The organism is Pseudomonas sp. 10S4 (assembly GCF_034344865.1).
Classification (GTDB): domain Bacteria; phylum Pseudomonadota; class Gammaproteobacteria; order Pseudomonadales; family Pseudomonadaceae; genus Aquipseudomonas.
On the sequence record NZ_CP133774.1, the window covers coordinates 5,760,977 to 5,781,201 of the forward strand.

At 59.1% G+C, this 20,225-nt stretch carries 14 protein-coding genes and 5 pseudogenes; 8 read left to right on the plus strand and 11 right to left on the minus strand.

Translation table 11 applies throughout. The features are described 5' to 3' along the window. The first annotated feature begins 5 nt into the window (after positions 1–5). Positions 6–1,316, plus strand: a complete 1,311-nt coding sequence (locus tag RHM58_RS26975) for a hypothetical protein (protein ID WP_322268723.1) — start codon at positions 6–8, stop codon at positions 1,314–1,316. Between the two features lie 153 nt (positions 1,317–1,469). Here RHM58_RS26975 and RHM58_RS26980 read toward each other — a convergent pair whose 3' ends face one another. After that, entirely contained in the window at positions 1,470–2,795 is a 1,326-nt protein-coding gene (locus RHM58_RS26980; RefSeq protein WP_201203317.1) for a sigma-54 dependent transcriptional regulator, read from the minus strand. A 341-nt stretch (positions 2,796–3,136) separates the two neighbouring features. On the opposite strand from RHM58_RS26980, the gene RHM58_RS26985 reads away from it, so the two are divergent. The 3 genes and pseudogenes from RHM58_RS26985 to nhaB all read left to right on the plus strand — a co-directional run bounded on the left by RHM58_RS26985 (position 3,137) and on the right by nhaB (position 6,550). After that, entirely contained in the window at positions 3,137–3,403 is a 267-nt protein-coding gene (locus tag RHM58_RS26985; protein WP_201203316.1) for a hypothetical protein, read from the plus strand. Positions 3,404–3,688: 285 nt separating this feature from the next. Next, positions 3,689–4,977: pseudogene (locus tag RHM58_RS26990) on the plus strand (hypothetical protein). 72 nt (positions 4,978–5,049) lie between these two features. Beyond that, positions 5,050–6,550 (plus strand): annotated as a pseudogene (gene nhaB / locus RHM58_RS26995) (sodium/proton antiporter NhaB). A 114-nt stretch (positions 6,551–6,664) separates the two neighbouring features. On the opposite strand, the gene RHM58_RS27000 reads toward nhaB, so the two are convergent. The 3 genes and pseudogenes from RHM58_RS27000 to gnd form a co-directional block, all read right to left on the minus strand. Next, positions 6,665–7,486 (minus strand): HAD family hydrolase, encoded by an 822-nt coding sequence (locus RHM58_RS27000; RefSeq protein WP_201203311.1) that lies wholly within the window; start codon positions 7,484–7,486, stop codon positions 6,665–6,667. After that, positions 7,483–9,005: pseudogene (gene zwf, locus RHM58_RS27005) on the minus strand (glucose-6-phosphate dehydrogenase). Before zwf ends, RHM58_RS27000 begins: the two are co-directional and overlap by 4 nt. Continuing rightward, the gene (gnd, locus tag RHM58_RS27010; RefSeq protein ID WP_201255613.1) at positions 9,002–9,982 is read right to left on the minus strand and encodes a phosphogluconate dehydrogenase (NAD(+)-dependent, decarboxylating); all 981 of its coding nucleotides are present in this window, start codon (positions 9,980–9,982) and stop codon (positions 9,002–9,004) included. Before gnd ends, zwf begins: the two are co-directional and overlap by 4 nt. Positions 9,983–10,255: 273 nt before the next feature. Here gnd and RHM58_RS27015 point away from each other — a divergent pair, with 273 nt between their 5' ends. From RHM58_RS27015 to RHM58_RS27025, 3 genes are all read left to right on the plus strand, one after another. Beyond that, positions 10,256–10,435 (plus strand): DUF6026 family protein, encoded by a 180-nt coding sequence (locus RHM58_RS27015; RefSeq protein ID WP_242486260.1) that lies wholly within the window; start codon positions 10,256–10,258, stop codon positions 10,433–10,435. A gap of 372 nt (positions 10,436–10,807) precedes the next feature. Further along, positions 10,808–12,556 (plus strand): phosphoethanolamine transferase CptA, encoded by a 1,749-nt coding sequence (locus RHM58_RS27020; RefSeq protein WP_322268724.1) that lies wholly within the window; start codon positions 10,808–10,810, stop codon positions 12,554–12,556. 226 nt (positions 12,557–12,782) lie between these two features. Beyond that, complete coding sequence (locus RHM58_RS27025; protein ID WP_322268725.1) at positions 12,783–12,989, plus strand: hypothetical protein; 207 nt, start codon at positions 12,783–12,785, stop codon at positions 12,987–12,989. Between the two features lie 81 nt (positions 12,990–13,070). Here RHM58_RS27025 and RHM58_RS27030 read toward each other — a convergent pair whose 3' ends face one another. The 5 genes and pseudogenes from RHM58_RS27030 to RHM58_RS27050 all read right to left on the minus strand — a co-directional run bounded on the left by RHM58_RS27030 (position 13,071) and on the right by RHM58_RS27050 (position 16,722). Next, entirely contained in the window at positions 13,071–13,562 is a 492-nt protein-coding gene (locus RHM58_RS27030) for a GNAT family N-acetyltransferase (RefSeq protein ID WP_201255616.1), read from the minus strand. Between the two features lie 160 nt (positions 13,563–13,722). Beyond that, positions 13,723–14,303, minus strand: a pseudogene (locus RHM58_RS27035) (DinB family protein). Positions 14,304–14,321: 18 nt separating this feature from the next. Further along, positions 14,322–15,455, minus strand: coding sequence for a cell division protein ZapE (gene zapE / locus RHM58_RS27040; protein WP_322270909.1), 1,134 nt, complete (start codon positions 15,453–15,455; stop codon positions 14,322–14,324). A 157-nt stretch (positions 15,456–15,612) separates the two neighbouring features. After that, positions 15,613–15,954, minus strand: coding sequence for a nuclear transport factor 2 family protein (locus tag RHM58_RS27045; RefSeq protein WP_201255619.1), 342 nt, complete (start codon positions 15,952–15,954; stop codon positions 15,613–15,615). Between the two features lie 51 nt (positions 15,955–16,005). Further along, positions 16,006–16,722: a helix-turn-helix transcriptional regulator gene (locus tag RHM58_RS27050; RefSeq protein WP_201255620.1), complete on the minus strand. Its 717-nt coding sequence runs from the start codon at positions 16,720–16,722 to the stop codon at positions 16,006–16,008. A 203-nt stretch (positions 16,723–16,925) separates the two neighbouring features. Between RHM58_RS27050 and RHM58_RS27055 the strand changes: the two are divergent. After that, positions 16,926–17,979, plus strand: a pseudogene (locus tag RHM58_RS27055) (aldo/keto reductase). A gap of 176 nt (positions 17,980–18,155) precedes the next feature. Here RHM58_RS27055 and speB read toward each other — a convergent pair. Further along, the gene (gene speB / locus RHM58_RS27060) at positions 18,156–19,115 is read right to left on the minus strand and encodes an agmatinase (RefSeq protein ID WP_201255622.1); all 960 of its coding nucleotides are present in this window, start codon (positions 19,113–19,115) and stop codon (positions 18,156–18,158) included. Between the two features lie 13 nt (positions 19,116–19,128). After that, the gene (locus RHM58_RS27065; protein ID WP_201203288.1) at positions 19,129–20,220 is read right to left on the minus strand and encodes a polyamine ABC transporter substrate-binding protein; all 1,092 of its coding nucleotides are present in this window, start codon (positions 20,218–20,220) and stop codon (positions 19,129–19,131) included. Positions 20,221–20,225: the final 5 nt, after the last annotated feature.

Consider the following 20,225-nt stretch of genomic DNA (forward strand, 5'->3'; position numbering starts at 1 on the left):
TTTTCATGTATCGATCCGCATCGTTGCGCGCAGTCGTATGTTTGAGCACTCTATTTCCGGCGGCTATGTTGCAGGCGGCCCCGGATGCAGACGTAGAAACGTTGAAACAGGAGCTTCTAGACCTGAAACAACGTTACGAAACACAGCAAAAAGCCTTGGCTGTACTCGAACAACGGGTACGACAGGTTGAAGAGCAACCGGCCACGCCACAGCCAAAGCGCCTGGCCAAATCGCCGGCTGACCTAAAGGGCAATCCGCAGGTGGCCAATCGTGGCACGGGTGCGGCAGCGGCGTCGGGGGGCGCGGCCGGGGGCAGTGGCGCCTCGTACGGTCAATCGCTGGCTGACGATTCACAACCGGCACAGAGCGTAACCAACCTGTATGACGAGGCCAGTGGCTTTTTTGGCGGCGGCAAGTTCAGTTTTGAAACCGGTGTGACTTACTCTCACTACGATACCCGGCAACTGACCCTCAATGGCTTCCTCGCGCTGGATTCGATCTTCCTCGGCAACATCAACCTGGACCGGATCAAGGCTGACACCTACACCCTGGACCTCACCGGCCGGTACAACTACAACAACCGCTGGCAGTTCGACTTGAACGTGCCCGTGGTCTATCGCGAATCGACCTACCAGTCCGGCGGCGGCAACAACGGGGCGGCGAACGTGACCAGCGAGGGCGATGTAAACCAGGACCCGACTATCGGCGATATCAACGCCGGGGTGGCTTACAAGTTCCTGGACGAATCGGCCAACTCACCGGATGCCGTATTCACCTTCCGCATCAAGGCACCGACCGGCAAAGACCCGTTCGGGATCAAACTGGTCCAGTCGCCGACCAACACCAACTTGTTCGTGCCTGAAAGCCTGCCCACCGGTAACGGTGTCTGGTCGATTACCCCTGGCATCTCGCTGGTGAAAACTTTCGACCCGGCGGTGCTGTTTGGCACCCTGTCTTATACCCACAACCTGGAGGAGTCTTTCAGCGATATCAGCTCCACGGTCAATCAGAAGACGCCTGGCAAGGTCAGGATCGGCGACAGTTTCCAAGTCGGCATGGGCGTCGCGTTCGCCTTGAACGAGAAGATGAGTATGTCGTTCTCGATGTCTGACCTGATTCAGCGCAGGAGTTCGATCAAGCCGGACGGCGGGGATTGGCAGTCGGTTATTTCCAGTGATGCCAACGCCGGGTACTTCAATATCGGCATGACCATCGCGGCCACCCCTAACCTGACCATCGTGCCAAACCTGTCCCTGGGCATGACACCTGATGCGCCGGACTTCACTTTCAGCCTGAAATTCCCGTACTACTTCTGATCCATCCCAGCAAAAAGCCCCGCCGCGAGATTTATCGCAGCGGGGCTTTTTGTTGGGTGAAAACCGTGAAGATCAAAAGATCGCAGCCTTCAGCGACGCCCACAGGTGCGTAGGTGCTGCCGAAGGCTGCGATCTTTTGATTCTGCGTTGCTTTTATCGAATCTGATGTTTGTGCAACAACCGATAAAACGTCGGCCGCGAAACGCCGAGCACTCTCGCCGCCACACTCAAATTATCGCTATGGCGATTCAACACATCGCACAACGCCTGGCGTTCGGCGCGGGTCTTGTAGTCTTCAAGCGTGCCCATCGGTGCCGCGATCGTCTGCTGGCTGATCAGCCCCAAATCCCGTGCCTCGATCTGCCGTCCTTCCGCCAGCACCAACCCGCGGCGCACCCGGTTGGCCAACTCGCGAACGTTGCCCGGCCAGTCATGCTTGCCCATCGCAATCAACGCGTCTTCGCTGAAACTGCGAGGGCGCCGGCCGGTTTCATGGCTGTAGAAATGCGAAAAGTGGTTGGCCAGCATCGACAGATCGCCATGACGTTCACGTAACGGCGCGGTGACCACTTGCAGTACGTTGAGGCGGTAGTACAAATCTTCGCGAAAGCGTTTCTTCTCGATAGCTGCCTCAAGATCAACGTGGGTCGCCGCCAGCACCCGCACATCCACCGGAATCGGCTGACTGCCACCGACCCGCTCAATGTGCTTTTCCTGCAGGAAGCGCAGCAAATTGGCTTGCAACTCCAGGGGCAGGTCACCGATTTCATCGAGAAACAACGTGCCGCCATGCGCCGCTTCGATTCGTCCGACCTTGCGTTGATGCGCACCGGTGAAGGCGCCTTTCTCGTGGCCAAACAGTTCGGACTGGATCAAGTGTTCAGGAATCGCGCCGCAGTTGATCGCCACAAAGGGTTTGCTGTGGCGCTGAGATTGTCGATGCAAGGTGCGGGCGACCAACTCTTTGCCGGTCCCGCTCTCGCCACGGATCAACACCGGCGACTCGGTGGGCGCCAGTTTGCTCAGCAGCTTGCGTAGTTCACGAATCGGCTTGCTGTCACCGAGCAACTCGTGCTCCGGCTGATCAATGTGAATCGTGCCCTGCCCGCGCAGCCGCGCCATACCGAACGCCCGGCCCAGGGTTACCTGAACCCGGGAGACATCGAACGGCAAGGTATGGAAGTCGAAAAACCATTCGCACACAAAGTCCCCGACATTCTGCAGTCGCAGGACTTCCTGGTTGAGCACGGCGATCCATTCGGTGCCGCTACGGCTGATCAGCTCCTTGACAGCTTCCGGTCGCTCCAGGTGAAAAGGCTGCAATCGCAAGAGGCCGACATCGCAGGTTCGATCGGCGGCGTTTTCCAGCGTACAGCTGTCAACATCCCAACCCACAGAACGCAAACCCGGCAAAAGACGATGGCAATCGTCGCAAGGATCAACCACTAACAGACGTCGTAAGGCAGGCGCTTCGATCATGACTGTTCCTTGGCGCCAAATTTAAGGAAATATTATTAAAAACAGTCATTTGGCAGACCTGGCTGTAACATTAGCAAGAATTTGACGTGGCCTTGTATCGTTTGACTATAGGAGTCTTAACCAATTAGTTATATGAGGAAGTTTGTTAGTTACCTATCGAGTCGAACCTTTCAGCCAGCTTTCAAAAACTGCCTGAACATTGAGTATATGAAAGAAAGTTGAATTTTCTTTGGATTGTGTGTGACCCAACCCCCATTGAGGACATCAGTACAAGTAACCAGCCGAACGGTAAGCCCAACCGACGGCACATCACTTGATTGGGCATACAGAGAGAAGACCCCATGACCGCCCCGCTCCGTATCAACGAAGCTCTTTTGATTGCCGACCGCGCGTTCAAGCCATTTCAATGCGTGGCCTGGGCCCCACAGGACGGTAACGGCGAGCTCAGCCTGAGCGTCATCGACCGCACCAATAACCGCATCGGCCAAAAGCAGATCCCGAGCAGCGCTTATTCCGATCCGGCACAACTTGAATATTTGCTGCAGCAGGCTCGTAAAGAGCTGAGCGAAGATGGCTACACGCTGCAGTCGTGGTCCATGCCGCACTAAGAATTAATGGCTACACAGATCAAAAGATCGCAGCCTTCGGCAGCTCCTACATTGGAATGTACGTTTCCCTGTAGGCGCTGCCGAAGGCTGCGATTTTTTGCTTTATAAAGATTCAATTGTTGGCAGCCCCCTTGATTGGTTCCAAAAGACACTGTTCTGGCACAACGCGACCCTCCGCCTGTTAGTTATGACAGTTGTGCGACCAGGCATTCAGGGATTGAATGTTTCGCACATGCAGTCACCCTCCCGGCCCGGGATCGGGTCGACTGGCAAGGAGATGCGTGCATGCAAACTCAGACCGCTTACGCCCGTCCCGTCACCCTGAATCAAGCCGGGCACCTCGATCCGGACTTTGCCGCCGGCGGCAAGACCCAGGTGTATTTCGTCGGCAGTTCCTCAAGCATGGCCAACGGGATCGCCATCGACTCACAAGGCCGTTTGCTGGTCGCGGCCAAGGTCGGCACCCATGGCGGCAGCCGTTTTGGTCTGGCCCGTCTGCTTGAGGATGGCTCGGCTGACCTGTCCTTTGGCAACCAAGGCAGCCTGATCGGCCAGTTCGCACTGGGTTTCGAAGCCATGGCCAGCAAGGTCCATATCCTGCCCTGCGGGTCGATCCTGTTGGCTGGCCTGCATTACGAAGACGCTCACCGTACCTTGCCCGCGCTGGCGCTTTCGACCCCACCGGCCAGCCGGTTCGACACTTTGGCGACAATGGGCGATTAGTCGTGCGCCTACCCGGCGACCTGTCCCGGGGCCTTCGTGACGACTGGCTGCCACCAGGCGTGCCGGGCGCCGAAGCCTGCGATATCTGCGTGCAGGAGGACGGTCGAATCCTGCTGCTGGCCAATCATCATTTCGAACTGGCCGATCATGTCGGTCTGCTGATCCGTCTCAATACCGACGGCACGCTGGACCGCGAGTTCAACGGCCGCGGTTTCGTGGTGGTCAGGCATTTGCTGATGAACACCTGGCTCGGCAGCCTGATGGTGCAACGGGACGGACGCATCCTCACGGGCGGCTCGATCAACTTCCCCGAGGAAGGGCTGCTGGCGCGTTACCACGCCGATGGCAGACTGGACGCAAGCTTCGCCATCGATGGTTTCATGACCTTCCAGATACGCAAGCGGAGCGCCCAGGTCAGCCAGATCGTCCAGCAGGAAAATGGTGACTTGCAGTGTTTTGGCAGCAGCCGCGACCCGATGCATTGCCTGTCCCTGAAAATACACAGCAATGGCCGCCCGGATGCTCATTGCAACGGCGGCCAGCCACAACTGCTGGAAATCGGCCACAGTGGCAGCCAATGGACCGCCGCCCAGGTTCAGCCCGACGGTGGCGTACTCGCCGTCGGTGCCACGATCGGCGGCGTCGAAGCCGATTTCATCCTGGCGCGATACCGGCCAGACGGGCAACTGGATCGCAGCTTTGCCGATGGCATGGGTTGGATTCGTACCCGGCTAGGCCGCAGCCTCGACACTGCCACCTCCCTGGCCGTGCAGGGCGACGGCAGAATCGTCGTCGGCGGTTATTCACTGGACGGCAATTACCGGGCAGTTGTGGCGCGGTATCTGAGCTAGACCACGGTACTGCACTTGAACTTCAAGGTCGCTTACGGCAAGTTGCGCGCTTCTTTATACAAGGAGTAGCCGATGTCCGGTTCAATGGCCCAGGCGTTCGCGCATAACTTTCTCGGGCACTCCCCCGCTGGTACAAGGCGAGCATTGTCGGGTTCCTGATCCTCAACGCCCTGGTGCTGTGGACGGTGGGGCCGGTAGCCGCCGGCTGGTTGCTGGTCCTGGAGTTCATTTTCACCCTGGCCATGGCGCTCAAGTGTTACCCGCTGATGCCTGGCGGCCTGCTGCTGATTGAAGCGTTGCTGTTGAAGATGACCACCCCCAGGCGCTCTATGACGAACTGGTGCACAACTTTCCGGTGATCCTGCTGCTGATGTTCATGGTGGCCGGCATCTACTTCATGAAAGACCTGCTGCTGTTTCTGTTCTCGCGCCTGTTACTCGGGGTTCGCTCCAAGGCGTTGCTGGCGCTGATGTTCTGTTTCCTGTCGGCGTTTCTGTCGGCGTTTCTCGATGCATTGACCGTGACAGCGGTGATCATCAGTGCGGCGGTGGGGTTTTACTCGGTGTATCACCGCGTCGCCTCGGGCAACGATCCGCGTCAGGACAGTGAGTTCAGCGACGATCAGCATCTGCCGACACTCCATCACGAAGACCTCAATCAGTTCCGCGCCTTCCTGCGCAGCCTGCTGATGCATGGCGCCGTGGGTACTGCGCTGGGCGGTGTTTGCACCCTGGTTGGCGAGCCGCAGAACCTGTTGATCGGCCACGAGATGGGTTGGCATTTCGCCGAGTTCTTCCTGAAAGTCGCCCCGGTGTCACTGCCGGTGCTGGCGGCGGGACTTGTGACCTGCGTCTTGCTGGAGAAACTGCGTTGGTTCGGCTACGGCACGCTGCTGCCGGACAATGTGCGCGCAGTACTGGCCAACTATGCAGCCGAAGATAATGCCGAACGCACTTCGCGCCAGCGCGCAGCGTTGCTGGTTCAGGGCGCGGCAGCGTTGATCCTGATTGCCGGGCTGGCGTTTCATATCGCGGAAGTCGGGCTGATCGGTTTGATGGTGATCGTGTTGATCACTGCGTTTACCGGCATCACCGAGGAGCATCGCATCGGCAACGCGTTTAAAGACGCTATGCCGTTCACGGCGTTACTGGTGGTGTTTTTCGCGGTGGTGGCGGTGATACATGACCAGCAACTGTTCACGCCGTTGATTCAGTGGGTGCTGACCCTGCCGGCGGATCAGCAGCCGGGCATGCTGTTTATTGCCAATGGTGTGTTGTCGGCGATCAGCGACAACGTGTTCGTGGCGACGATTTACATCACTGAAGTGAAACAGGCGTTCATCTCCGGCCACATGAGCCGCGAGCATTTCGAGACGCTGGCGATTGCCATCAATACCGGGACCAACCTTCCGAGCGTGGCAACACCCAATGGTCAGGCGGCATTTCTGTTTCTGTTGACCTCGGCGATTGCACCGCTGATTCGCCTGTCTTACGGGCGGATGGTGTGGATGGCGTTGCCATACACCGTGGTGATGGGCTCGCTGGGCTGGTACGCAGTGAGTTTTTGGCTGTAACCCAAAACAATGTGGGAGCGGGCTTGCTCAAGATGGCGGACTGACAGACAACAATGATGTTGAATGTACTGACCTCATCGCGAGCAAGCTCGCTCCCACAGGGTAGTGCGTTGGTTATCGGGCCAGGATGTATTGCTCGATCGCCTGCGCCGCTCCGTCTTCGGTGTTGGTGCCCGTGACCACATCGGCCTGACGCTTCACCGCTTCCTCCGCCTGCCCCATGGCAATCGACAACCCGGCGCGATGAAACATCGCCGGATCATTGCCGCCGTCACCCAGCGCGGCAGTATGCTCCAGTGGCACACCGAGGTACTCGGCCAGTGTCGCCAGCGCCGCGCCTTTGTTGGCTTGCATCGCGGTCACGTCCAGATAAACCGGTTGTGAACGGGACACCTGAGCCTGACCTTCGACCTTGGGCAACAACAGCGCTTCCAGCTCAATCAACAAATCGGTGTTGTTGCTGGTGGCGACGATCTTGTCGATGCGCTCCAGGTACGGTTCAAAACTCTCGACCACCACCGGCGGATAGCCCAAACCGTGCTGCTCACGTGGGACCATCGGGCCATGCGGGTCCTTGAGCAGCCAGTCACCGCCGCTGAATACCCAGATTTCGATGTCCGGCCGGTCGGCAAACAGCGCCAGTGCCGTCAGCGCAGCAGTGGCCGGCAAGTAATGCGCGACCAGCAAGCTGCCGTCCGGTTTGACGATGGTGCCGCCATTGAAGGCGGCGGTCGGCACGTCGACGCCCAGGGTTTCGATCTGCTGCAACATGGCTTTCGGCGGGCGGCCGGTGGCCAGGCTGAACAAAACGCCGGCCTCACGCAATGAACGAACCGCGTCGATGGTGCGCTGGCTCAGGCTGTGATCGGGCAGCAACAAGGTGCCGTCCATGTCGCTGAGCAGAAACCGGATGGAATGTTGCGCGGACTCACTCATCCGAGGCCATGCCAGACGCGACCATCGCGGGTCAGCAGGTCCTCGGCAGCCTGTGGGCCGTCTTCACCGGCCGGATAGCTCTGCACGCTCGCGTCCTGCTGCCAGGCGTCGAGGAACGGCTGTACGGCGCGCCAGCCATTCTCAATGTTGTCGGCACGCTGGAATAGCGTCTGGTCGCCGGTCAGGCAATCGTAGATCAAGGTTTCGTAGCCGGTGGACGGCTGCATTTCAAAGAAATCCTTGTAGGCGAACCCCAGTTCGATGTTGGCCATGTTCAACGCCGGCCCGGGCCGCTTGGCCAACAGGTCGAACCACATGCCTTCGTTGGGCTGGATCTGAATCCGCAGGTAGGTCGGCTGCAACTCATCGACCTCGGTGTCGCGGAACTGCGCGTACGGCGCAGGCTTGAAGCAAATGACGATCTCGGTGTCGCGCACGCTCATGCGCTTGCCGGTGCGCAGGTAGAACGGCACGCCGACCCAGCGCCAGTTGTCGATCATCACCTTGAGCGCGACATAGGTTTCAGTGTTGCTGTCAGGCGCCACGTTGCCTTCCTGGCGATACCCGGTCAACGGCTTGCCGTCGACTTCGCCAGCCGCATATTGACCGCGCACCGAGTTGGCGCGTGCATCCTCGACGGACCAAGGCCGGATCGCCCCGACCACTTTGGCCTTCTCGCCACGGACCGCATCGGCGCCAAACGCGGCCGGCGGCTCCATGGCCACCATCGCCAGCAACTGGAACAGGTGATTGGGCACCATGTCCCGCAAGGCGCCGGTGTGTTCATAAAAACTGCCACGGGTTTCCACGCCAACGGTTTCGGCGGCGGTGATTTGCACGTGGTCGATGTAGTGATTATTCCAGAACGCTTCGAACAGGCTGTTGGAGAACCGGCTGACCAGAATGTTCTGCACCGTCTCCTTGCCCAGATAGTGATCGATCCGGTAGATCTGCTTCTCCGACATCACCTTGAGCAAACAGGCGTTCAAGCGCTTGCCGGTGTGCAGGTCGTTGCCGAAAGGTTTTTCGATCACCACCCTTCTGAAGGCTTCCGGTGTTTCTTCAAGCAAACCGGCAGAGCCGAGACGGCGCACCACTTCGCTGAAAAACGTGGCGCGGTGGCCAGGTAGAACACCGCATTGCCAGTGCCGCTGTCGGCGATTTTCGCCGCCAGCGCTTGATAAGTGCTGTCGTCCAGGAAGTCGCCCTGGACGTAGCTGATGCCTTTGGCGAGCTTGGCCCACAAGGCCGGGTCAAGGGCTTCATCGCCCTTGCCGACCTTGGTGGCCGCTTCGGTGCGAATGAAGTCTTCGAGCTTCTGCGCGAAGGCTTCATCGCTGATGGCGTTGTGGTCAACGCCGATGATCCGCAGTCCATCATCGAGCAGGCCGTCACGGCTGAGGTTGTACAGCGCCGGCATCAGCAGACGCTTGACCAGATCACCGTGAGCACCGAACAGGAACAGCGTGGTCGGTGGCGCGGGTTCTGCCTTGGATTTCTTGCGGATCGTATTGGTCATTTTTTCGGTGTCTCCACGTGGCCGCCGAAGCCGAAGCGTTGGGCTGAGAGAATCTTGTCGCCAAAGGTGCCTTGCCCGCGCGAACGGTAGCGAGAGAACAGCGAGTTCGACAGCACCGGTACGGGCACCGATTGCTCCATGGCGGCTTCGATGGTCCAGCGACCTTCACCGCTGTCAGCCACCGAGCCGGAGTAACCGTCGAGTTTCGGGTCGCTGGCCAAGGCGTCGGCGGTCAGGTCCAGCAACCACGAGGACACCACGCTGCCACGACGCCAGACTTCGGCGATGTCACCGACGTTCAGGTCGAAGCGCTGATCTTCCGGCAGGTTTTCGCTGGATTTGGTCTTGAGGATGTCGAAGCCTTCGGCGAAGGCCTGCATCATTCCGTACTCGATGCCGTTGTGGATCATCTTGACGAAATGGCCAGAGCCCGCAGGGCCGGCGTGGATGTAGCCGCGCTCGGCGCGATCGTCGTCGGACTTGCGGTCCTTGGTACGAGGGATGTCGCCCAGGCCAGGGGCCAGGCTTTCGAACAGCGGGTCGAGACGCTTAACGGTCTCGGCGTCGCCGCCGATCATCATGCAGTAGCCGCGTTCCAGGCCCCAGACGCCACCGGAGGTGCCGACGTCGATGTAGTGCAGGCCTTTTTCCGACAGGGTTTTCGCCCGGCGGATGTCGTCCTTATAGAAGGTGTTGCCGCCGTCGATGATGGTGTCGCCGGCTTCGAGCAAATTGCTCAGGGTGTCGATGGTCTCTTCGGTCGGCGCGCCGGCCGGCAGCATGACCCAGATCGCACGCGGCTTGGCCAGGCCAGCCACCAGGGCCGGCAAGTCAGTGACGCCGGTGGAGCCTTCTGCGGCCAGGGTTTCAACGAAGGCGGTATTGCGGTCGTAAACAACGGTGGTATGCCCGTTGAGCATCAGGCGCCGCGCAATATTACCGCCCATGCGGCCCAGTCCAATAATCCCGAGTTGCATGTGCTGATGCTCCTTACTGCAAATAATGTGTGTCAAAGGTTATAGCCCAACGCGACCAATGTGAGTTAGTCCAGAGCGTTGGGATGAAGTTTCCGGGCATTGTGCCCGATCCAGACTGATAACGTCGGGAATCGTGCCGAAGACACACCGACCATGAAAAATAAAAAAGTTCCAATTGAGGGCAAAAGAAACCAAAATCGGCGCCGATAGTGAGGGTGTCGTCCAGATGAACGACGCAATCACAGTTGATGCAGGCCATTTGCGAGGTGAGCAATGGACACAATCGTTACCGCACGTCCCCCACAAACTCTCTACGTGACTATTCGTCGTGATGAACTACGCCAATTGAAAGATGAGCGTGACGCCTTGAAGAACCAGGTAGCGCAGCTTCGTCAATTGTTGCAGCAAGCCCAGCTAGCCGGGCAAACAGTGCCAGCCCTGCATAACGCTTGAAACACAGCGCACGCGCTACCTCCTGCTTTGTGGCTCCAGGCACGGCAATGCGGTAAATGGTAGCGCCTGCGGACTGCCCTCCTGACAACACTTACAAATGTTTCATTTTGAGCTTCCCCACTTTGGGTGCAGGCTCTCTCCCGCATGCCTGATGCCCTGCTGAATCGGCTGCCCCGCGCCTCTCCCCATACACCCGGCCGACGGCCGCTCATCGCCGAACCTGTCGTTTACCTGAACGAAACTCACAAAGTTTTCACATTCGTCTGGCGATACTCCCGATCCTTGTGGCTGTTCGGTTCTCGGGCAGCGGTTTCTCGTGGGTTGGTTTGATGACGCCGGTGACTCCATGACGCCGGCGGGAGTATTTACTTAATGGCATTGCTCAAACGCAGCAAAACGTCTGCGAAAGGTTTCGATTGGGCCGGGTTTATCTGGCTATTTGTATTCTTCTGGTATTTCTCCGGCATCACCCAGCTGCTGATTCAGTTGACTGGCACTTCCGGTTTCAGCGGATTTCGCCAGGCATTCGTAATGAGTGCCGTGTGGCTGGCGCCGATGCTGTTGTTCCCCAATCGCACCCGCCTTCTGGCAGCGCTGATCGGCGTCGTGCTGTGGGCTTGTTCGATGGCCAGCCTGGGCTACTTCTTCATCTATCAGCAGGAATTCTCCCAGAGCGTCATCTTCATCATGTTCGAGTCGAACATCTCTGAAGCTGGCGAATACATGACCCAGTACTTTGCCTGGTGGATGGTGCTGGCCTTCCTGGCGCACACCGCGTTCGCCTACTTCCTGTGGACCCGCTTGCGTCCGGTGTACATGCCACGCTGGCAGGCATTTGTCGCCGCGACCGCGATTCTGGTGGCCGTGGTCGGTTATCCGCTGGTCAAACAGACCGCCCGCACTGGCAGCTTTGCCGGCGGCTTCGAGAAATTCGAAACCCGGATCGAGCCAGCCGTGCCTTGGCAGATGGCCGTGGCTTATCACCGCTACCTCGACACTCTGGCCGGCATGCAAGACATGCTCGACAGTGCGAGCAAGATCGCGCCGCTGAAAAACCTCAAGAACACCATGTCCGATCAGCCGTCGACCCTGGTTTTGGTCATCGGCGAGTCCACCAACCGTCAGCGCATGAGCCTGTACGGCTACAACCGGGACACCACCCCGGAACTGGACAAGCTCAAGGATCAACTGGCGATCTTCAATAACGTCATCACTCCACGCCCGTACACCATCGAGGCGCTGCAGCAGGTGTTGACCTTCGCCGACGAAGAGAACCCGGACCTGTACCTGACGACGCCGTCGCTGGTCAGCATGATGAAACAGGCGGGTTACAAAACCTTCTGGATCACCAACCAGCAGACCATGACCAAGCGCAACACCATGCTCACGACGTTCTCCGAACAGGCCGACGAGCAGGTATACCTGAACAACAACCGTAACCAGAACGCCGCCCAGTACGATGGCGACGTGATCGAGCCGTTCAACAAGGCGCTGGGCGATCCGGCGGCACATAAGTTGATCGTCGTGCACCTGCTCGGTACGCACATGAGCTACCAGTACCGTTACCCGCCGACCTTCGACAAGTTCAAGGACCGCACCGGTGTTCCGGCTGGCGTAACCGACGACGAAGTACCGACCTACAACAGCTATGACAACGCGGTGCTGTACAACGACTTCGTGGTGTCGAGCCTGATCAAGGACTATTCCAAGAAAGATCCGAACGGCTTCCTGTTGTACCTCTCCGACCACGGCGAAGACGTCTTCGACTCGGCGGGCCACAACACGCTTGGCCGTAACGAAAACAAGCCGACAGCGCCGATGTACACGATTCCGTTCATGGCCTATGCCTCGCCGAAATGGCGTGAAACCCACGACTGGAGCTTTGCCGCTGACTTGAGCCGCCCTTACAGCAGCTCGCAGTTGATCCACACCTGGGCCGATCTGGCGGGCCTGAGCTTCGATGAACTGGACCGCAGCAAAAGCCTGGTCAGCGACAGCTTCAAGCCGCGACCGTTGTTGATCGGCAACCCTTACGAACGTCAGGTGCGTCCGTTGATTGACTTCAGTCTGCTCAAACCTAAACCGGTGTCTGGCCAAGACCCGGCGGTGGTCAAGCAGTAACCCATTAAGGGGCCGGAAACGGCCCCTTTTTTGTGGGAGCGAGCCTGCTCGCGAAAGCGGTGGCACGCCCAACAATGATGTTGAAAGTGATTACGCCTTCGCGAGCAAGCCAGCTCCCACAGTTTGTTCGGCGTTAACCTCAACTTAATGGGGTGCGCCAATACTGCGCCCACGCCCTTGAATCACGGATGAAAGGCCCCCCGTCATTCTTAGTGGGAGATACATCATGAAACGAGTCAGCCTGATCTTCGCCGGTCTGCTTATCGTCGGTTCCGCCAGTGCATTTGCCGAAGGCGGCGCGCAGCGGATGAAGAATCACTGGGACAACTTTCCGGTCCACACCGCGCAAACCCAGACCGATCAACGCCAAAGCGGCCAACTGCGGGTTCCGGACGATCAAACCGCGCAAGTGACCGAAAGCTACAAACCTTAAACCGATGGACCTCTGACGGCTTGCTCCGCCGTCAGAGCTGACACTTGGGCGTCCTGATGGACGCCCTTTTTTGCCTGGGATTTACAGCGCCTTGATCCAGAACAACATGCGGCCATGGGCCGGGTCGAACATGCCGGCGGCAAAACCAAACTTGGCATAGGACGCCTGGGCCACGTCATTGCCTTCCAGGACTTCGAGGGTGATCTTGCAGCAACCGCGCTGACGGGCGATCTCTTCGACCTTTTGCAGCATCTTCTGGCTCAGGCCCAAGCCGCGAAACTTCGACACCACCGCCACATCATGGACGTTGACCAATGGCCGGCAGGCAAAGGTCGAAAAGCCTTCAAAGCAATTCACCAGCCCCGCCGGTTCGCCGCCGACGAATGCCAACACACTGAACGCATAAGGACGCTTGGCCAGCTCCGCCGGCAGTTGGCGCAGCACATCGGCGGACAACGGCTCGCCGATACCCATCGGGTCTTCGGCGTAGTCGTTCAGCACCAGGCAAATGGCCTCGGCATGAATTGGGTTGGTGTAGCTGGCTTGAAGTACAAGTATTTCTGCGGATTCCATTTCCACCCTCGATCACACAACAGTTTGCCTCAGTGCGCGTTGCGCGCACTGGAAGGACGGAGGGACATTAGCGCGAGTTAAGGGGAAAGATCAAAAGATCGCAGCCTTCGGCAGCGCCCACAGGCGCGTAGGAGCTGCCGAAGGCTGCGATCTTTTGATCTCAATGCCCCCAAATCAACTCTTCAGTCCAGCCCAACTCAGCAAAATCCTCGGCCCGCAACCCCGCCTCCCCGACACAGAAAAACTCATCCAGTTGCGGTGGTTTGACGGCAGTCCCGCTGAGCATCGCGTGAACCTGTCCGCGATGATGGATCTGGTGTTCGAACAAATGCGACAGCATGCGCAAACGGCTGTCGTTTTGCGGCGTTTCACGAGCGATGGTCACCAGCCGCCCGAGGTCGGCGTCACGCAATTGCTCGCAATAAGCGATCAGCCGATTGTCGACGTGGGCTTGCTCACGCTTGAGGTCGGCAGCCGCCGTGAACGGCTGATCGTCTTTGAAAAACACGTAGCAGTCGTGATGCGGATCATCTGCGCGTCGTTCGCGCTCAAGGGCATCCACATAGAACCAGTCGCAGGTCAGGATGTGATTGAGGGTCGCGACGATACTCGGGAAAAACTGACGCGCGGCGCCGCCAGTTCCACCGCGCTCAACTGCCCCCAGGCCTTGGCCAGTCGATGGTTGGCCCAGGCGTTTTGGTAGGCCATGGTCAGCAAATGGTGAGACAAAGGCTGATTCATCGTCGCTCCTCCTAGATCTCAAGCGTCGGCAAAGCGTTGCAGCTGCATTTCCTGTAGTCGGCTGAGGGTGCGGCGGAACGGGAATTCCAGATAACCCTCGGTGTACAACGCATCCATCGGCACTTGGGCTTCAAGGTACAGCGGCACCTTGCGGTCATAGCATTCGTCGACCAGCGCGATGAAACGCCGCACACCGTCGTCGTGCACCGATAACTGCGGCAAATCGCGATCACCGGCCACCACCCGTTCCACGCCATCCTCAGTGCCCCGGGCGATGCGCCCTTCGCGCTTCTGCGCGCTGAGGTTGGGCACCTCACTCATCAGAATAGCGCTGAAGGTGTCGCACAGCGCCATGAAGTCCATGGCAGCAAATGGTTGCTCGCATAGATCAGCGTAGCGACACCAGAGCACCGTGGCGCTGGCCTGCACCGCGTTGACCGTGCGATAGCCAACCTCGACCGGATCGCTGGACACCGACTGGCCGACCGTCAAGGCCTTGAACGCCTCGGCCAGCCCACTGGCCTGCCCCGGCGCATTCACCCAATAACGCTGCAACGCCGCGCCAGGATGCAGGCGATGATCTTCGCCGCCATCCACCGCGATCACCAGCATGTGCTTTTTGATCGCCTCGATGGCCGGGACAAAACGGTCGCGATTGAAACCATCGGCATACAGCTGATCCGGTGGCTGGTTGGAGGTACAAACCACCACCACGCCCTCATCGAACATCACCTGGAACAAACGGCCGAGAATGATCGCGTCGCCGATGTCGTTGACGAACAGTTCATCGAAACACAACACCCGGACTTCCTGGGCCAACTCACGGGCCAGGGCTTTCAATGGGTCGGCCGTGCCGGTCAGTTGAAACGAACGCTGATGCACCCAGCCCATAAAGTGGTGGAAATGCTGACGCCGGGCCGGCACCTCCAGGCTGTTGTAAAACTGATCCATCAACCAGGTCTTGCCCCGACCGACCGGACCCCAGAGGTAAACGCCGGTAATCGGCTTGCGCCCTTCATGCAGCGCTTCGTAGCACTTTTGCAGTGCCCAGACGGCATGTTCCTGGGCTTCGTCCTGGACGAAGCCCTTCGTTTCGATGGCGTGTTGCCAGGCGTTCAAGGGGGATCGGAAGTCATAAGGGCCGCGCTTCAGGGCTGAAGCTACGCAGTATGCCAGTCACCCACCCATTTGAAACACCGCAATCCCCTGTGGGAGCGGGCTTGCTCGAAAGCGGTGGATCAGTTGATAGAGATGTTAACTGACAGGACGCTTTCGCGAGCAAGCCCGCTCCCACATTGATTGAGTGGTGTCAGAGGGAGATGTCTAGCCGGGCAATCTTGCCCTGTTCGTTAAGGCGAAAGGTGTAGCGCAGTTCCAGCGGGCTACCGGGAAACGTCCCGGAGATCAGATTGTGCACCAGCACCTTGCCAGTGCGCAGTTGAACGTCGAGTACCTCGACCCGCGGCTGATAACGCTGTGCGGTGTCTTGCATCCATTGGGCGATGGCCTGAGTGCCGATCTGATGCTCACCTTCATCAAAGACGTTGGCATCCTCAGCGAAAAAACTGGCGACCCTTGTGGTGTCGCGCGCATTGGCAGCGGCAATGTAAGCAGCGATGGCCGGTGCCAGTGAAGTGGCTGGGTTAGACATGTTACGGCTCCTTGTTGTTTGATTCTGGAGCCATGCTAAAGCACCGTTGTGTCAGTTCTTGTCAGGAGTGAATCGCCCGGCTTCGTCCAATTCCATCTGCTTGCGCCAGGTGCGCAACAGGTCGCTGCGCCGACCGGGATAGCGCTCGCCCTGCTCGCTCGCCGCCGATATCCGGTCAGTACGAAAAGTCCGATAGGCGCTGCGCAACTCGCACCAGGCGACGATGATCCGCACCTCGTTGAGAAACCCCAGCGCCAACGGCCAGATCAAACGCTGCGTCGGCACCTGCTTGGCGTCCGCGTAATCAATGTGCAGTTTGGCCTGATTGCGGATCGCCTGGCGAAACACATTCAACGGCACAATGTTTTGCGCAAAGCCGAAACCCGGCGGGCCGGGCATGACTGTCGGGTTGTGCAACGCTTCCAACGCCTCAGGCGCCAACACCGCGGCAATCTTGGCCAACGCATCCGCTGCCGCTTTGCTCAACACCTCATCCCCGCGCTGATCGACGTAGCGCAAACCCAGCACGATGGCTTCGGTTTCGTCGGCGTTGAGCATCAATGGCGGCAGAAACAGACCGCTGCGCAACACGTAGCCAATCCCCGCCTCGCCATAAATCGGCGCGCCAAGGGCCGTGAGTTCGGCGATGTCGCGGTACAGCGTGCGTTCGGAAATCTCCAGTTCGCTAGCCAGTGTCGCGGCGGTCGCCGGGCGACTTTTACCCCGCAGCACTTGCAGCAAGGTGAGTAAACGAGTGGTTCGCGACACGATCGGCACGCTCAGTCCGGGAAAGTGCCCGCAGCTTAGCAAAGGCTCCTGTCAGAAACTGGCAGTAGCGATTTGTCCGATGGTCGATCCGATTGCGACGGATGGAAAAGCCGGTTGACGCTGGATATTACTAACATCATATTAAATACATGTTGATAGACATTTAAATTAAATCCCGGCGCTTTTCCCCAAGGGGTCATCCCATGCATTACAAAGTCTTCGGCCGCAAAACCGGCCTGCGGGTCTCGGAACTGGCGCTGGGCGCCGGCAACTTCGGCACCGGTTGGGGCCACGGCGCCGAGCGCGACGAAGCCAAGCGGATTTTCGACGGTTACCTGGAAGCTGGCGGCAATTTCATCGACACCGCCAATGGTTATCAAGGTGGGCAGTCCGAGGGCATGCTCAGCGAGTTCATTGCCGCAGAACGGGATCGTCTGGTGATCGCCACCAAATACACCATGGGGACGGAACGGGTTGCCGGTATTTCCTTCACCGGCAATAACCGCAAAAACATGGTCCGTGCTGTGGAAGAGAGCTTGAAACGCCTCAACATCGAACACATCGATTTGTTCTGGGCGCACATCAGCGACGGCGTCACGCCGATGGAAGAAATCCTCCGTGGCTTCGATGACTTGGTGCGCGCCGGCAAAATTCACTACGCCGGTTTGTCCAACTTCCCTGCCTGGCGTATTGCTCGCGCCGACGTGTTAGCCGAGGTCCGCGGGTTCGCACCGATTGCGGCGATCCAGACCGAATACAGCCTGGCCGAGCGCACCGCTGAACGTGAATTGCTGCCCATGGCCGAAGCCCTTGGCTTGGCCGCAACGTTATGGTCACCGTTGGGTGGCGGCTTTCTAACGGGCAAGTACCGCACCAACGACGAGAACAACCGCGCGGCCAAACTCGGCATGTTGATCCACGCTGAAAAAGGCGCTCGGGAAACAGCTCTGCTCGATACCTTGCTGGCGGTTGCCGCCGAACTGGAATCCAGCCCTACACACGTGGCGATTGCCTGGTTGCGCGAGAAGGCCAAGCGCTCGACCACGGCGCTGATTCCGATTCTGGGCTCGCGAACCAGAGAGCAGCTGGACGCCACGCTGGGCGCGCTGAACGTGCAGTTGAGTGACGAACAGTTGGCGCGGCTGGATGGGATTAGCGCTGTGGAACCGGGTGTGCCGCACGCGATGATTGCAGGGTCGGTGGCGCGCTATACCGGAGTTGAAACACCTGGATCTGCCGAAGGCTCCGGTGGCCTGAAAAAGCTCCGCGGGCAAGCCTCGCTCCTACGGATCGGCGTCGATGGCCAAATTTTCGAACGCCGCCAAACCCGTAGGAGCGAGGCTTGCCCGCGAAGGCGGCCTCACGCTCAACAGAGATGCTGGCTGTTCCACCGCTTTCGCGAGCAAGCCCGCTCCCACATTTTGGGCTGAGTGTTACTTGTCGACTTTGTGTTTAGCCGCATACAGGCACAGCATTTCCATCGCCAAGGTCGCTGCCGCCAGTGAGGTAATGTCCGCGCTATCGTAGGCCGGGGCCACTTCCACCACGTCCATGCCCACCAGATTGATCCCGCGCAAACCGCCGAGAATCTCCAGCGCCTGCACCGTGCTTAAGCCGCCGCACACCGGAGTTCCGGTGCCCGGAGCGAACGCCGGGTCGAGGCAGTCGATATCAAACGTCAGGTACACCGGGTTATCACCGACCCGCGCCCGAATCGCCTCGACAATCGCCTCGCAACCCTGGCGATGCACTTGCCGTGCGTCCAGCACTTGAAAGCCCATGTGATCGTCGTTGGTGGTGCGCAAACCGATCTGCACCGAACGCGACGGATCCACCAGCCCCTCTTTGGCCGCGTGCCAGAACATCGTGCCGTGATCGACGCGTTTGCCCTCCTCGTCCGGCCAGGTGTCGCTGTGGGCGTCGAAGTGGATCAGCGACAACGCTCCATGTTTGCGGGCATGGGCCTTGAGCAGCGGATAGGTGATGAAGTGGTCACCACCAAACGTGAGCATCGCGCTGCCAGCGTTCAAAATGTGTTCGGCGTGGGCTTCGATGCTTTCCGGCACCGATTGCGGCGTGCCGTAGTCGAAGTCGCAGTCGCCGTAATCAACCACCGCCAAGTGATCAAACGGGTCGAACGTCCACGGCCAGTGGCGCTCCCAGGCAATCCCGGTGGACGCGGCACGAATGCCGCGCGGTCCGAAACGTGCGCCGGGGCGGTTGCTGGTGGCGGTGTCGAACGGCACACCGCTGACCGCGACGTCGACCCCGCGCAAGTCGCGACTGTAGCGACGGCGCATGAAACTGGTGATACCGGCGTAGGTGCTTTCGGCGGCAGTCCCGTAAAGACTGTCGCGGGTCATGGCCTGGTCGTTTTGCACAGGGACATCCATGGTGAGTTCCTTATTATTGGCGGCTACGGAAAGTGGTCCACATGCGGGTACGCTGGCGCATGTCTTTGAGGTTCATGCTTTGGTCTGCGTACAAGCGGTCGCGCACATCGGCGGGAGGATAAATGTCCGGGTTGGTGCGCACCGCCTCATCCACAAGCGGTGTTGCGGCCTGGTTGGCGTTGGCAAAAAACAGGGTGTTGGTGACCCCGGCAACGGATTCGGGACGCAACATAAACTCGACAAACGCCTGCGCCGCTTCAGGGTGTGGCGCGTCCTTGGGAATCGCCAGATTGTCCTGCCAGACCAGCGTGCCGTCCTTGGGAATGCGGTAAGTCACCTCGTATGGCTTGTTGGCCTTTTGCGCCTGGTCAGCGGCGATGCTGGCGTCACCGTTGTAGGCCAACGCCAGGCAAATGCTGCCGTTGGCCAAATCGCTGATCTGCCGGCCGGTGGCGACGTACAGCACATTGGGCTGAAGCTGATGCAATAACGCCTCGGCGGCGGTCAGGTCGGCCTTGTCGCTGCTGTAGGGGTTTTTACCAAGATAGTGCAGCGCCAAGCCGATCACTTCCTGAGGCGAGTCGATAATCGCGATGCCGCAATCTTTCAGCTTGCTGGCATATTCAGGTTTGAACAGCAGGTCCAGGCTGTTGAGCGGCACATCCGGCAGACGCTTCTTTACCGCCTCGACATTCAGCCCCAACCCCAAAGTGCCCCAGGTATACGGCACGCCAAAGCGGTTGCCAGGGTCGGTGCCGGCAGCTTTTTTCAGCAAATCCGGGTCGAGGTTGGCGTGGCCCTTCAAACTGTCGAGAGGAATCGGCTTCAACGCATTGGCGGCAATCCCGCGCGCCATCAAGCTGGAAGATGGCACCACCACGTCATAGCCGCTGCCACCGGTCAGCAGCTTGGTTTCCAGGACTTCGGAGCTGTCGAAGGTGTCGTAACGCACCTGGATGCCGGTTTCCTTCTCGAACTGCTTGATGGCCTCGGGGGCAAAGTAATCCTGCCAACTGTAGAGGTTGAGAATCTTTTCCTCGGCCTGGGCCGACACAGCGACAGCGAGTAACAACGCGGGGCAACACAGCTTGAAGAGAGGAGCCATGACAA

What these genes read in the sequence shown, in the direction of transcription:
- RHM58_RS26975 (WP_322268723.1), top strand. Translation starts at nt 6, where the DNA reads ATGTATCGATCCGCATCGTTGCGCGCAGTCGTATGTTTGAGCACTCTA.
- RHM58_RS26980 (WP_201203317.1), bottom strand. Translation starts at nt 2,795, where the DNA reads ATGATCGAAGCGCCTGCCTTACGACGTCTGTTAGTGGTTGATCCTTGC.
- RHM58_RS26985 (WP_201203316.1), top strand. Translation starts at nt 3,137, where the DNA reads ATGACCGCCCCGCTCCGTATCAACGAAGCTCTTTTGATTGCCGACCGC.
- RHM58_RS27000 (WP_201203311.1), bottom strand. Translation starts at nt 7,486, where the DNA reads ATGAGTGAGTCCGCGCAACATTCCATCCGGTTTCTGCTCAGCGACATG.
- gnd (WP_201255613.1), bottom strand. Translation starts at nt 9,982, where the DNA reads ATGCAACTCGGGATTATTGGACTGGGCCGCATGGGCGGTAATATTGCG.
- RHM58_RS27015 (WP_242486260.1), top strand. Translation starts at nt 10,256, where the DNA reads ATGGACACAATCGTTACCGCACGTCCCCCACAAACTCTCTACGTGACT.
- RHM58_RS27020 (WP_322268724.1), top strand. Translation starts at nt 10,808, where the DNA reads ATGGCATTGCTCAAACGCAGCAAAACGTCTGCGAAAGGTTTCGATTGG.
- RHM58_RS27025 (WP_322268725.1), top strand. Translation starts at nt 12,783, where the DNA reads ATGAAACGAGTCAGCCTGATCTTCGCCGGTCTGCTTATCGTCGGTTCC.
- RHM58_RS27030 (WP_201255616.1), bottom strand. Translation starts at nt 13,562, where the DNA reads ATGGAATCCGCAGAAATACTTGTACTTCAAGCCAGCTACACCAACCCA.
- RHM58_RS27045 (WP_201255619.1), bottom strand. Translation starts at nt 15,954, where the DNA reads ATGTCTAACCCAGCCACTTCACTGGCACCGGCCATCGCTGCTTACATT.
- speB (WP_201255622.1), bottom strand. Translation starts at nt 19,115, where the DNA reads ATGGATGTCCCTGTGCAAAACGACCAGGCCATGACCCGCGACAGTCTT.
- RHM58_RS27065 (WP_201203288.1), bottom strand. Translation starts at nt 20,220, where the DNA reads ATGGCTCCTCTCTTCAAGCTGTGTTGCCCCGCGTTGTTACTCGCTGTC.